This is a genomic window from Pseudomonas gregormendelii, assembly GCF_017114825.1.
GTDB classification, from domain to species: Bacteria; Pseudomonadota; Gammaproteobacteria; order Pseudomonadales; family Pseudomonadaceae; genus Aquipseudomonas; species Aquipseudomonas gregormendelii.
Map to the genome: position 1 here is coordinate 34,246 of NZ_JADEVO010000033.1, position 12,723 is coordinate 46,968.

The window sequence follows — 12,723 nt, forward strand, 5'->3', positions numbered from 1 at the left end:
ATCGCCCACAAAAAAGGCCATTTCTGTGTGGAAACGGCCTGTCTGAAGTAGATAAAGACCAGCGAAAAAGCATTAAGTTCCGCCCAAAAAACAGTAACTTACGCAATTGTGTACAAGTCGTGTCACTCGTCGGATTTCGATTGTAACCAGTATCTCCCAGCCTCAGGATCGCGCCGTCATCCCCTTGAGGTTCCTCTATGAAGTTCTCCTCGATTCTCTTGTTGTCCCTTGGCCTGGTCAGTGGCTTCGCTTCTGCCGGAGGCACCACCGAAGCAGGCGTGGGCGGCGCATTGGGCGGGGTTTTGGGCTCAGTCGTCGGTCAATCGTTAGGCGGCAATACTGGTTCAACCATTGGCGCGGCCCTGGGCGGCGCGGGTGGTAGTGCCGTCGGCGCAGACAAACGCAGCCGTGGCGAAGCCGCCATCGGTGGTGCGCTGGGCGCAGCCGGCGGTAACGTGGTCGGCCGCAGCATGGGCGGCACCACAGGCAGCCTGATCGGCTCCGCAGCGGGCGGTGGCGCCGGTGGCGCACTCGGCAACTACATGGGCAACAAGAGCGATGAGGACGATAATCGTCGCTCTTATCGCGGTGGCCGTGATGATCGTCGCTACTATCGCGATGACCATCGGGGTCGCGGTCATGCCTACGGCCACCGCAAGAACAAACATCGCTATCGCGACTGAGGCATCAATCGCCTCGGTTATCGGTAGATCGAAAAATCGCAGCCCAAGGGCTGCGATTTTTTTTGCCAGTCAAACCACCAATCGCTCCAGCGCCCCGCGTAACCCGCCAGGAATCGCCACCGGCTGATTCGACCCGCGATCGACGAACACATGCACAAAGCGCCCTGCTGCACAGGCCTCGTCTTCACCCGCCTTGAACACCGCCAGTTCGTATTGCACCGAACTGTTGCCCAGCTTGCCTACGCGCAGGCCGATTTCAATCCGGTCCGGGAACGCAATCGAGGCGAAATAATCGCAGGCCGAGCTCACGACAAAACCGACGACTTCGCCGTCATGGATATCCAGGCCGCCGACTTCAATCAGGTAGGTGTTCACCGCGGTATCAAAGAAACTGTAGTAGGTCACGTTGTTGACGTGGCCGTAGGCATCGTTGTCATGCCAGCGGGTGGTGATGGGCTGGAAATGCGGGTATTCGCAGCGTTGAGGCATTGGCGTCGTTTCCCTGGATTGAATTCCAATTCTAAAGCTAATACTGCTTCAGCATTCTTCGCCAGCAGGCTGGCTCCCACAGTCAATCGGGTTTCAACTCAAGGTTTAAGAACACCCACAATTCCATGTGGGAGCCAGCCTGCTGGCGATGGCGCCCGCAAGAGCACTGTAGTGATCACCTGTCGGCAAACCCCTTGCCGGTCGCCGCCAACTCACCAATCAACCGGGCCGGATTCCAGTGATCGCCCTGGCGAGTTTCCAACGCCAGCAACCGCTGATGAATATCCGCCAGCCCCTGCTGATCGGCCCAGGCCATCGGGCCGCCCTTGTCGGCCGGGAAGCCATAGCCGTTGAGGTAGACCAGATCGATATCGTGGGCCGATCCGGCGATGCCTTCCTCAAGAATCTTCGCGCCTTCATTGACCAATGCCAGCAAGGAGCGCTCCAGGACCTCCTCAGGCGAGATCTCACGGCGTTGATAGCCCAATCCCTCGCTGACCTCCAGCACCAGCGCATCGACCTCTACGTCGTGCTCTGCCTGGCGGCTGCCGGCTTCATAGTGATAATAACCATTGCCGCTCTTTTGGCCGAAGCGACCCAGCTCGCACAAGCGGTTATCGACCTGCACCTCAGGCGCATCCTGGCCAACACCCGCCAGTTGCCTGGCGCGCCACCCCAGATCGACGCCAACCACGTCGTACATGCGGAAAGGGCCCATGGCAAAACCAAAACCTTGCAGCGCCGCATCGACCTGATGGGGATAGGCGCCCTCGAGCAGCATCTTGCGTGCTTCGAGCACGTAGGTATTGAGCATGCGGTTGCCGATGAAACCGTCGCAGTTGCCGGCCACCACGCTGACCTTGCTCATGCGCTTACCCAGCGCCAGCGCCGCTTCCAGTACCGCCGGCGCAGTGTTCGCACCGCGGACGATTTCCAGCAGTTTCATGATGTGCGCCGGGCTGAAGAAATGCAGCCCCAATACCTGCCCGGGACGGCCGGTGACTGCAGCGATGGCGTCGATATCCAGCGCCGAGGTATTACTCGCCAGAATCGCTTCGGGCTTGAGCAGAGCGTCCAGCTCCCGGAAGATCTTCTGCTTGAGCTCAAGGTTCTCGTACACCGCTTCGATCACCAGGTCTACATCAGCAATGGCCGCATAATCGGCAACGGCAGTGACCCGCCCAACACGCGCATCCGCTTCGGCCTGATCGATACGGCCCTGGCGAACATTGTGAGCGCAGGTATCTGCCACGCTTGCCAGGGCTTGCTCGAGCATCTGCGGATTATTATCGACCCACTGCACTGGCACCCCGGCATTCACCAGGCACATCACAATGCCCCGGCCCATGGTGCCCGCGCCAATCACGGCGGCGCGCTGAATGTTGAACGGTGTCTGGCTCATGGTTGTTCTCTTGTTGGCGATCCAAAGACAGCCCTCACCATAGTCAGCCACCGTTCATTTTTGAAATTTATTCCTGTGATGGGGGACATTCAGCAGATGGATACGCTGTTTGCCCAGACGCCAAAACCCCTGTAGGAGCGAGCTTGCTCGCGATGATCTTGAGGTCGCGCAAATTAAGCTGTTGCCCCGCGTCATCGTTGACGACCATCGCGAGCAAGCTCGCGCCTACAGATATCCCGCTCAAGCTGGGAGGTGAGTTTCGACCCACCCCCGCACTTCGCCATACGGGTATTCCTCCAGCACCGCATACCCCGCAATTGACCGCGCCTTGAGCTTGGTAAACAACGGCACACTGATGCCGCACAGGAAACGGGTCACCCGCTCGGTCGAAGGAATGCTGCCGGTGTGCTGCTCGTGCTTGTGGATAAATTCAGCGCACAACGCCTCGAAATTCTTATCCACAAGCGCTGGCAGCTCCGGCGGCGCCGGCAGTCGTGCGATATCGCCGTGACACACTGAACAATGCCCGCACTGCCGGGGAGCCTGTTCGTCCCCGAAGTACTCGGCCAGCCGATAACCCAGGCAGCGTTCGGTGGCAAACAGATCCAGCATCGCGTGAATTCGGGCGACCTCGGTTTGCTCGTGGCGGGTGAAGTAAGCGTGCAGTTCCGTGGCCAGCGCCTGGCTGTCAAAGCCTGCTTGCAGCACGCTGTAAACCTCGGTCGTCTGCTTGCTTTCGAGCTCGATCCAGCCCTTCTCCTGGAAATAATCCAGGGCCTTGACCACCCGATTACGCTCGGCCTGGTAGCGTTCGTACAGCGCGTCGAAACTCACCGTGGCCCAGGCTCGCGCAAGGGTGGATGTCTGAATGATCGCCGCCACGAAATCCTTGCGCTCTCCCTCGAATCGGGCCAGCAAGTCGGCAGGCTCCTGCAGGTATTTGAATCGATACTCGGCGTAGTAGGCGTAACGCGGGGCGATGATCCGGCGCAGCTCCAGCTGAACCAGCAAGGTCTTGAGCGGCAGCTGCCGGATGTTGCTCTGGTCTGCCAGCGGCCCCAGCAGAAACTCCCATTGCCCATCGGCCGCGCACGCCTTCAACTCATCCAGCACGTGCCGGATGCCATCCAGCTCCGGCGTGTCACCGTAGACGAAGTTTTCCAGCACATTGAGGCTGTCGCGGTTGGCCAGGACCAGGCAGTCCGACGGCTGCCCGTCGCGCCCGGCACGACCGATTTCCTGACTGTAGTTTTCGATGGACTTGGGCAGGTCGAAATGCACCACGTTGCGTATGTCGCTTTTGTCGATGCCCATGCCAAATGCGATGGTGGCGACGATGCAATTGGATTGCCCGCCCATGAAGCGCTTCTGGATCGCCTCACGTTTTTCGTGGGGCAACCCGGCGTGATAGGCCTCGGCCTGTATGCCATTGCGACCCAGGTGCTCGGCGATGTGCTCGGCGGTTTTCTGCAGGGTGACGTAGACGATGCTGGGCTGACCCGGCCGCTCGCTCATCCACTCAACCAGTCGCCGGCGCTTGTCCTGCCCACGCACCGGCTCCACCCGCAAACTGAGATTAGGCCGGTAGAAACCGGTGGTCACTACGTCTTCAGGCGCAATGGCGAACTTGGCCTGCATGTCCGCGATCACCTTCGGCGTCGCCGTGGCGGTCAGCAGCAGCGCCTGCGGGATATTGAACTGGCGCTGGTAGTCCGGGAGCTTGAGGTAATCAGGCCGGAAGTTATGACCCCACTCGGAAATGCAGTGCGCCTCGTCCACGACCAGTAACGAGATTGGCACCTGCTGGAGGAAGTTGCGAAAGCGCTCATTCTTCAGCCGCTCCACGGACACCATCAGGATCTTAAGCTCACCCGATTTCGCCCGAGCCATCACATCGGCGTCGTCGCGGCTCTGCGCCGAATCGATACTGCCTGCCGAGATACCATGACGCTGCAGGAATGCCAGCTGGTCCTGCATCAGCGCCAGCAGTGGCGAGACCACCAGCGTCAGGTGTGGCAACAGCATCGCCGGGATCTGGTAGCACAGGGACTTGCCTGAACCCGTGGGAAAGATCGCCGCTGCCGAGCGCCCTGCCAGTACCGCGCTGATCGCAGCCTCCTGGCCGGGACGAAATTGTGGATAACCGAAAACCTGTTCCAGGGTGTTGTGCATAAGCTGTCACTCCGTTGACCGCTGGCGAAGCCCAAAGCCTAGCTGGCGATCGCCGCGAGTCGAGAAAAGGTCGGGGGTAAAAAGATACCGGATGATACCGCGCAGGTGCTGGCAGGGCGTGTTGAATCAAGGCAGCGACAGGTTCGCAGGCACCTCAAGACCTGATGCTCACGCCCACGAAAAAGCCGCCCTGAAGGCGGCTTTGTCGTTACATCAAGCCAATCCTTACATCTTCGGACCAGCAGCCTTGATGGCGTCGCTCACGTCGAACTTCTTGAAGTTCTCGACAAACAGGCCGGCCAGTGCTTTAGCCGATTCATCGTAGGCAGCTTTGTCAGCCCAGGTATTACGTGGGTTCAACAGGCCAGTCTCAACGCCCGGTACGGCCAATGGCACGTCGAGGTTGATGGTGTCGAGGTGTTCGGTTTCAGCACCGATCAACGCGCCGCTCTGGATCGCTGCGATGACGCCGCGAGTGGTCGGAATGTTGAAGCGCTTGCCAACGCCGTAGCCACCGCCGGTCCAGCCGGTGTTGACCAGGTACACCTTGGAGCCGAAGCCGCGGATGCGCTTGATCAGCAGTTCTGCGTATTCGCCAGCCGGACGCGGGAAGAACGGTGCGCCGAAGCAGGTGGAGAACGTCGACTTGATGCCGCTGCCCGAGCCCATTTCGGTCGAGCCCACCAAAGCGGTGTAGCCGGACAGGAAGTGGTAGGCCGCTTGTTCTTCGCTGAGGATCGACACTGGCGGCAGTACGCCGGTCAGGTCGCAGGTCAGGAAGATCACCGCGTTAGGCTCACCGCCAAGGTTCTTCTCGGAACGCTTGGCAACGTGCTCCAGCGGGTAAGCTGCGCGGCTGTTCTGGGTCAGGCTCACATCGGCGTAGTCGGCGTGCTTGGCGTCATCGATAACGACGTTTTCCAGGACTGCGCCGTGCTTGATGGCTTTCCAGATGACCGGCTCGTTCTTCTCGGACAAGTCGATGCACTTGGCGTAGCAGCCGCCTTCGATGTTGAACACAACGCCTTCGCCCCAGCCGTGCTCGTCGTCACCGATCAGGTAACGGCTTTCGTCGGCGGACAGGGTGGTTTTACCGGTGCCGGACAAACCGAAGAACAGGGTCACGTCGCCCGCTTCACCGATGTTGGCAGCGCAGTGCATTGGCAGCACGTCGGCGGCCGGCAGCAGGAAGTTCTGCACCGAGAACATGGCTTTCTTCATTTCACCGGCGTAACGCATGCCGGCGATCAGTACCTTCTTCTGGGCGAAGTTGAGGATCACGCAGCCGTCGGAGTTGGTGCCATCACGCTCAGGCACGCACTCGAAGTTGGCCACGTTCAGTACTTGCCACTCTTCGCGACCTGCCGGGTTGTACTGGGCAGGATTGATGAACAGGCAACGACCGAACAGGTTCTGCCAGGCAGTCTGGGTGGTCATTTTCACAGCCAGGTAGTGGTCTTCGGACGCACCTACATGCACATGGGAAACGAAATGCTCTTGCGCGTTGTTGAACGCCTCGACGCGGTCCCACAGGGCATCGAACTTGTCGGCCGGGAACTTGCGGTTGATCGGGCCCCAGGCGATGGCTGCCTGGGTGGTTGGCTCTTCCACGATGAAACGATCGACTGGCGAGCGGCCGGTACGGTGACCGGTACGAACAACCAGCGCGCCGGTATCGGCAAGCTCGCCTTCACCACGATTCAGAGCTTCTTTTACCAGATCATCAACACTCAGATCGGTGTACACGGCGTTATTGGCTTGCGTCATGAGATTCCCCGTCGGCCAGTGGCCGAGTGTGCTCCAAACGTTTTGTAGTAGAAAGTCGTGCACTACTACCGCGACAAAAAGTGGGCCGGATTATGCCAGAAACGCCCAAAAATAGTAGGGCCCTCCCGTCGTAACGGCGCTATTGCGCCGCTAAGCAGTGAATTTACCTGCGCTGAACCGTTTTAGTGCCGGGTATCTGACGGGGTATCGACACCGGCTCCAGCGAACAATTGAGTGATATCGGCCGCATCGAACAGGTAGCGCTGATTGCAAAACTGGCAGTCGATCTCGATGTTGCCACCGTGTTCCACGACCAGGTCCTGAGCGTCTTCCAGACCCAGGCTGACCAGCGCATTCGCCGAGCGCTCGCGCGAGCAACTGCAACGGAAGCGCAATCGCTGGACATCGAACAGGCGCACCTGCTCTTCGTGGTACAAGCGGTGCAGCACGGTTTCGTTGTCCAGGCTGAGCAGCTCATCGGCAGTCAGCGTACTGCCCAGGGCGGTGATGTGCTGCCAGCTGGCGGCACGCTCTTCTTCATCCTTGAGGCGATCAGCGGGCAGTTGCTGCAGCAGCAGACCTCGGGCACGACGGCCGTCGGCGTACAGCCAGAAGCGCGTGCCGACCTGCTGGGACATGACGAAATAGTTGGTGAAGCACTCCGACAGGGTTTCGCCGTCCAGGTCAACGATGCCCTGGTATCGCTGGCCTTGGGTCGGATCGACCGTCAGCGCGAGGACACCGTTGGGCATCAGGTCGGCAAGCGTCGCATCAGGCGCGATGCGGTCAGCCTCGTAACGGGCCAGGCCACGGATTTCACGCTCGCTGGAGCACTCGATCATCAGCAGCGGGATGGGCCCTTCAGAGCGGGCCTGTAGAATCAGCAGGCCATCGAATTTCAGGGTGCCGACCAGCAACGACGCCGCGGCCATCAGTTCGCCGAGCAATTGCGCAACCGGTTCCGGATACGCATGTTTAGCCAGGACTTCGGCGTAGCTGAGTTCCAACGAAACCAGTTCGCCGCGGGTATCGCTGTCATCGAAGATGAAGCGTTGGGTGTAGTCGGTATCCGTTAGATCGGTCATAGGTTTGGGTATCTGAATTAATGTCAAAAGATTTCAAAGAGTAAGCTGCGCAGGGTTTGCGCACGCGAAGTCTGGCCATGGCAGGCATTTTAGGAACAATCCGGTCGGGTTCCAAGCTCATACCGGCCAGCGCACGAACACCTGCTTCACTCGTCGTTGCTGCTCCCACGAAACTTAAACAGATCCCGCCGCTGTTTTTTGCTCGGCTTGCCGTCGGTGGTCATGCCCAGCGAACCCGCCTTGCGCATCTCGGCAGCAGCCTCGCGCTTGGCGACGCTGGCTTCGGTCTCGGCGTACAAGGCCTGCGCCTCGGGAGCACCCCGGCGCACGATAGACAGGGCCTGAACTACTACCGTACGCTCTTCGAACCCCTGGCGAATCTGAAATTCGTCGCCAATGCGCGGTTCCTTGCCGGGTTTGCAGCGCTCGCCCCGACAATGCACCTTGCCGCTTTCGATCGCCGTCTTGGCCAAGGCACGTGTTTTATAGAAACGCGCAGCCCACAGCCACTTATCGAGACGGACCTTGTCGTCCTCATCCTTTTTTTGTGTCACCGGAATTCCTCTTTTAGCCCATAGTCGGAACTGTACTACCGTTTCTGTCGGGCGCAAGAACCCGCCCCTCCAGATAGAATGTCATCCTGGTCGGTTCATCGCAGTGGAGTGTTCGAGTGACAATATTTCCGTCTTCATTGACTTCATCCAGTGGCGATTGCCAGGGATGTCAGCAAAGCGAACCGTTGGGCTTTGATTTTGCCTTTGCTTACCAACCCATCGTGGACCTGCGGGACCGATCGATCTTTGCTCACGAGGCACTGGTGCGCGGCACCGACGGTGAAGGCGCGTTATCGGTACTTGACCAGGTCACCGAGGCCAATCGCTACCGATTTGACCAGCTCTGCCGCACCAAGGCGATCGAAGGTGCTGCGCAACTGGGCATGCAAACCAACCTGTCGATCAACTTCATGCCCAACGCCGTGTACCGCCCGGAGCTGTGTATTCGCAGCACGCTGAAGGCCGCCAAAAAACATAATTTCCCCATAGACAGGCTGATTTTCGAAACCCTGGAAAGCGAGCACGTAGATAACTATCGCCATTTGACCAATATTCTGCGTGAATACCGCGAATTCGGCTTCAAGACCGCCATCGATGACTTCGGTGCGGGGTACTCGGGGCTCAATCTGCTCGCTGACTTCCAACCCGACCTGATCAAACTCGACATGGCACTGATCCGTGACGTCGATCGCGATCGTGTTCGTCAGGCTATCGTGCGGGGGATTGTCACAATCTGTGCGGATCTGGACGTTACAGTCATTGCCGAAGGCATCGAAAGCGCTGGAGAACGGGATTTCCTGGCGGACTGTGGAATTTTTCTGATGCAAGGCTACTGGTTCGCCAAGCCTGCATTCAAAGCGTTGGCCCAGGTACCAGGGGGTACCTGGACGCGTTAATCGCCGGTTTATTCCTATTGAAGACATTTGACCATTTGACCGTTGTCGGTCTGCGCGAGTGGGTGGCGCTTCCGGATTTGGGAGTGGCAGGCCTGCGGGCAAAAATCGACACCGGTGCCAGCACCTCCAGCTTGCATGCCACCGACATTGAGCCGTTTGAGCGCGATGGTGAAAAATGGGTGCGTTTTACCGCGCATCTGGGCACGGTATTGCAACTGCGTCATCGACGTTGCGAAGCCCCGCTGGTGACCATGAAAACCATCAAGAGCTCCAATGGCCATGCGCAGAAGCGCTATGTGGTCAGCACCACCCTGGCCCTCGGTGATCGGGTCTGGCGGGTCGAGTTCACCCTCGCCTGCCGTAAATCCATGCGATATCGCCTGCTACTCGGTTCCAAAGCCCTTATCGACGGCCAACTGGTCGTCAATCCGGGCATCAAATACGTACAAGACAAGCCGGTGTTCCCGGTCTCTACCCTTTCCACAGGTGTTGCATGAAGATCGCTGTGCTGTCGCGGAACCCGCGTCTGTATTCCACTCGTCGTCTGGTCGAAGCCGGAACCGAGCGTGGCCACGAAATGGTCGTGGTCGACACCTTGCGCGCCTACATGAACATCGCCAGCCACAAGCCGCAGATCCACTACAGGGGCCGGCCGCTGGAAGGTTTCGATGCGGTCATCCCGCGTATCGGGGCATCGGTGACGTTTTATGGCTGCGCGGTTTTGCGCCAGTTCGAGATGATGGGGGTATTTCCGCTCAACGAATCGGTGGCCATCGCGCGTTCGCGGGACAAACTGCGCTCATTGCAACTGCTCTCGCGCCGAGGGATCGGCTTGCCGGTCACCGGGTTTGCGCACTCGCCGGATGACATTCCCGACCTGATCGAAATGGTCAACGGCGCCCCTCTGGTGATCAAGGTACTGGAAGGTACCCAGGGCATCGGCGTGGTGCTGTGTGAGACCGCGACTGCGGCGGAGTCGGTGATCGAGGCCTTCATGGGTCTCAAGCAGAACATCATGGTCCAGGAATACATCAAGGAAGCCGGTGGGGCAGACATTCGCTGCTTCGTGGTGGGCGACAAAGTGATTGCTGCGATGAAACGCCAGGCCAAACCCGGGGAGTTCCGTTCCAACCTGCACCGGGGCGGCAGCGCGAGCCTGATCAAGATCACCCCGGAAGAACGCATGACGGCCTTGCGTGCGGCCAAGGTAATGGGGCTGGCCGTCGCAGGCGTGGATATCCTGCGTTCCAATCACGGGCCGCTGGTGATGGAAGTCAACTCGTCGCCGGGGCTGGAAGGCATCGAGACCACCACCGGCAAGAACGTGGCGGGGATCATCATCGAGCATCTTGAAAAGAATGGTGGGCCGAATATGACGCGCACCAAAGGAAAAGGCTAAAGCGGGAAGATCAAAAGATCGTCCGAAGGCTCCGGCCGCGTTCGGACGATCTTTTTTTCAGCCGTTAAACCGCATCGCGCGGCAACATCAACCCCAACGGCAAGCGCACCCGCGCCTCCAGCCCGCCACCATCACGGTTGCGCAGCTCGACATTGCCGCCATGCATCGAAGCAATCCGCTTGACGATCGCCAGGCCCAATCCGGTTCCCTTGCCGCCCCGGGCACGATCACCACGGGTGAACGGGTTGAAAATGGCTACCAGCTCCGACGGATCGATCCCGGCGCCACGGTCCATGACGCTCAGCACCACGTAAGGCGCGCTGGTATCTCCGGATACGTAAGCCGCTACCTCCACACCGCTGCCGGCGTGATGCAGCGCATTGCCGATCAGGTTGTTCAACAGTCGTTTCATCGACACCCGCCGTAGCGGGAACGGCTGAATCGGCTCCAGGCGCAAACGCACTTTTTCTTCGTTCTGGTTGTAAGGAGCAGCAACTTCGCGCACGAGATCGATCAGGTCGACTTCTTCCACCGACTCATCGCGTCCATCACGGATAAATGCCAGGAACTGGTCAAGAATCGCGTCCATGTCCTCAATGTCACGCACCATATCGTCGGTCAGGTCGCTGTGGTCGCCCATCAGCTCCAGGGACAGGCGCAAACGGGTGAGCGGGGTTCGCAGGTCGTGGGATACCCCGGCCAGCATCAGCTCACGCTCACGGCCCGCCTGCTCGACGTCCTCGGCCATCTGGTTGAAGGCGCGGTACACCTCGGTCATTTCGCTGGGCGTGTCGCTGATCGGCAGGCGCACGCTGCGCCCCTGGCCGAGCTGTCTGGCCGCGTAGACCAGGCGTTTCAAAGGTTGATTGAGCTGACTGACAAAAATCCACGCCGAAGCCGTGGACAGCAATCCGATGGCGAGGAACCAGCCGAGTACGTTCCAGATTTTCTGCCCGCGCAGCGGATGCGGGTAAAGCGGTACTTTCAGCCAGCCGTCACCCAGGCTCGGCGCCCGCACCCAGAGGGCTGGGGGCGAGTGCATACGTAACCGGACTTCGGTATCGGCACCGAGTTCTGCCTGCATCTGTCGCTGGTAGATTTCGCTATAGGGCCAATGCTGCTCACCCTCCGGCACACCGGTGCCAACCACACGAATCAGCGTTGCCGCTTCGGCGATTTTGTCTCGATTGTTTTCATCAGCCGCCCAATAGGCGCGCAGCGTCAAGGCGACGCCGTGGCTGTACTGGCGATCCACAAGCACGTCTTCGTTCATCAGCAGATAAACGAGGGTCAGTGCCTTGGAAAACAGCACAACGATCAGCACCAGCCACAGGGTGCGAGAGAAGAAACTTTGGGGGAACCACACGGGCGTTTTCATGGATAACCGCTAAACACATGCAAGAGCGAGCGATGCTCGCATATTGCGGTTCGCGAGTCTGCGGACAAAATCATCCGCATGACCCGCTCCTACAAATCGCCAATCACTTGGTGGCTGCGCCATCCGGCACGAATACGTAACCCACGCCCCAAACCGTCTGGATGTAACGCGGTTTGGATGGATCAGGTTCGATCATCCGGCGTAGACGCGAGATTTGCACATCGATGGAGCGTTCGAGCGCATCCCATTCACGACCACGAGCCAGGTTCATCAGCTTGTCGCGAGTCAATGGCTGACGCGCGTTCATCACCAACGCCTTGAGCACGGCGAACTCGCCAGTGGTGAGCATGTGCACTTCTTCGCCACGCTTGAGCTCACGGGTGGCCAGCGACAGTTCGTAGTCACCAAACGTCACGCTCTCGTCTTCGCTGCCCGGTGCGCCTGGCACAGGCGTCGACTGGCGACGCAGCACCGCCTTGACCCGCGCCATCAGCTCGTCCGGGTTGAACGGCTTGGCCAGGTAGTCGTCGGCACCCAGCTCCAGACCCTTGATCCGGCTCAGCTCATCGCCCTTGGCGGTCAGCATGATGATTGGAATCTGGTTGTTCGCGGTACGCAGGCGGCGGCAGGCGGTCAGGCCGTCTTCGCCTGGCAGCATCAGGTCGAGAACGACCAGGTTGAACACTTCACGCGCCAGCAGGCGGTCCATTTGTTCCGTGTTCGGTACCGTGCGGGCACGGTAGCCCTTGCTGACGAAAAAGCGCTCCAGCAGGCTGCTCAGCCCCGGGTCGTCATCAACAATAAGAATTTTTTCGCCTTCAGCAATGTTTGCAGTGCTGCTCATTAGATGCTCCTTTTAGCTCGGCGCGCATTATGGCGTAGCTGCCGTTATACGCAC

At 59.4% G+C, this 12,723-nt stretch carries 12 protein-coding genes; 4 read left to right on the forward strand and 8 right to left on the reverse strand.

Annotated features, from left to right (window positions below; all coding sequences use genetic code 11):
• The first annotated feature begins 197 nt into the window (after positions 1 to 197).
• Complete coding sequence (locus tag IMW75_RS20595) at positions 198 to 683, forward strand: glycine zipper domain-containing protein (RefSeq protein WP_045061327.1); 486 nt, start codon at positions 198 to 200, stop codon at positions 681 to 683.
• Positions 684 to 752: 69 nt separating this feature from the next.
• On the opposite strand, the gene IMW75_RS20600 is transcribed toward IMW75_RS20595, so the two are convergent.
• From IMW75_RS20600 to IMW75_RS20625, 6 genes are all read right to left on the reverse strand, one after another.
• Positions 753 to 1,172: an acyl-CoA thioesterase gene (locus tag IMW75_RS20600; protein WP_045061326.1), complete on the reverse strand. Its 420-nt coding sequence runs from the start codon at positions 1,170 to 1,172 to the stop codon at positions 753 to 755.
• Between the two features lie 175 nt (positions 1,173 to 1,347).
• A complete protein-coding gene (locus tag IMW75_RS20605; protein ID WP_205893586.1) occupies positions 1,348 to 2,574 on the reverse strand; it encodes a 3-hydroxyacyl-CoA dehydrogenase in 1,227 nt (408 codons plus the stop codon).
• Positions 2,575 to 2,814: 240 nt separating this feature from the next.
• The gene (locus IMW75_RS20610) at positions 2,815 to 4,746 is read right to left on the reverse strand and encodes a RecQ family ATP-dependent DNA helicase (protein ID WP_205893587.1); all 1,932 of its coding nucleotides are present in this window, start codon (positions 4,744 to 4,746) and stop codon (positions 2,815 to 2,817) included.
• 225 nt (positions 4,747 to 4,971) lie between these two features.
• Positions 4,972 to 6,513: a phosphoenolpyruvate carboxykinase gene (locus tag IMW75_RS20615; RefSeq protein ID WP_205893588.1), complete on the reverse strand. Its 1,542-nt coding sequence runs from the start codon at positions 6,511 to 6,513 to the stop codon at positions 4,972 to 4,974.
• A 182-nt stretch (positions 6,514 to 6,695) separates the two neighbouring features.
• A complete protein-coding gene (gene hslO, locus IMW75_RS20620; RefSeq protein WP_045061322.1) occupies positions 6,696 to 7,598 on the reverse strand; it encodes an Hsp33 family molecular chaperone HslO in 903 nt (300 codons plus the stop codon).
• A gap of 146 nt (positions 7,599 to 7,744) precedes the next feature.
• Positions 7,745 to 8,152, reverse strand: coding sequence for a S4 domain-containing protein (locus IMW75_RS20625; protein ID WP_205893589.1), 408 nt, complete (start codon positions 8,150 to 8,152; stop codon positions 7,745 to 7,747).
• Positions 8,153 to 8,268: 116 nt separating this feature from the next.
• Here IMW75_RS20625 and rimA point away from each other — a divergent pair, with 116 nt between their 5' ends.
• Genes rimA through rimK form a run of 3 tightly spaced genes read left to right on the forward strand, consistent with a single transcriptional unit; the run spans position 8,269 to position 10,447 of the window.
• Positions 8,269 to 9,048, forward strand: coding sequence for a S6 modification regulatory phosphodiesterase RimA (gene rimA / locus IMW75_RS20630; protein ID WP_205893590.1), 780 nt, complete (start codon positions 8,269 to 8,271; stop codon positions 9,046 to 9,048).
• 17 nt (positions 9,049 to 9,065) lie between these two features.
• Positions 9,066 to 9,545: a retropepsin-like aspartic endopeptidase RimB gene (gene rimB / locus IMW75_RS20635; protein ID WP_479687546.1), complete on the forward strand. Its 480-nt coding sequence runs from the start codon at positions 9,066 to 9,068 to the stop codon at positions 9,543 to 9,545.
• Entirely contained in the window at positions 9,542 to 10,447 is a 906-nt protein-coding gene (gene rimK, locus IMW75_RS20640) for a 30S ribosomal protein S6--L-glutamate ligase (protein ID WP_045061318.1), read from the forward strand. Before rimB ends, rimK begins: the two co-directional genes overlap by 4 nt.
• Positions 10,448 to 10,511: 64 nt before the next feature.
• On the opposite strand, the gene IMW75_RS20645 is transcribed toward rimK, so the two are convergent.
• Together IMW75_RS20645 and ompR are read right to left on the reverse strand one after the other, a co-directional pair.
• Positions 10,512 to 11,825 carry an ATP-binding protein gene (locus tag IMW75_RS20645; protein WP_205893591.1) on the reverse strand — a complete coding sequence of 438 codons (1,314 nt, stop codon included), beginning with the start codon at positions 11,823 to 11,825 and terminating at the stop codon, positions 10,512 to 10,514.
• A gap of 103 nt (positions 11,826 to 11,928) precedes the next feature.
• Positions 11,929 to 12,669 (reverse strand): osmolarity response regulator transcription factor OmpR, encoded by a 741-nt coding sequence (gene ompR, locus IMW75_RS20650; RefSeq protein ID WP_045061316.1) that lies wholly within the window; start codon positions 12,667 to 12,669, stop codon positions 11,929 to 11,931.
• Between the last annotated feature and the right edge of the window lie 54 nt (positions 12,670 to 12,723).

Coding starts and splice junctions, on each gene's coding strand:
- IMW75_RS20645 (WP_205893591.1), bottom strand. CDS start 11,825: ATGAAAACGCCCGTGTGGTTCCCCCAAAGTTTCTTCTCTCGCACCCTG.
- hslO (WP_045061322.1), bottom strand. CDS start 7,598: ATGACCGATCTAACGGATACCGACTACACCCAACGCTTCATCTTCGAT.
- IMW75_RS20595 (WP_045061327.1), top strand. CDS start 198: ATGAAGTTCTCCTCGATTCTCTTGTTGTCCCTTGGCCTGGTCAGTGGC.
- rimK (WP_045061318.1), top strand. CDS start 9,542: ATGAAGATCGCTGTGCTGTCGCGGAACCCGCGTCTGTATTCCACTCGT.
- IMW75_RS20600 (WP_045061326.1), bottom strand. CDS start 1,172: ATGCCTCAACGCTGCGAATACCCGCATTTCCAGCCCATCACCACCCGC.
- ompR (WP_045061316.1), bottom strand. CDS start 12,669: ATGAGCAGCACTGCAAACATTGCTGAAGGCGAAAAAATTCTTATTGTT.
- IMW75_RS20615 (WP_205893588.1), bottom strand. CDS start 6,513: ATGACGCAAGCCAATAACGCCGTGTACACCGATCTGAGTGTTGATGAT.
- IMW75_RS20605 (WP_205893586.1), bottom strand. CDS start 2,574: ATGAGCCAGACACCGTTCAACATTCAGCGCGCCGCCGTGATTGGCGCG.
- IMW75_RS20610 (WP_205893587.1), bottom strand. CDS start 4,746: ATGCACAACACCCTGGAACAGGTTTTCGGTTATCCACAATTTCGTCCC.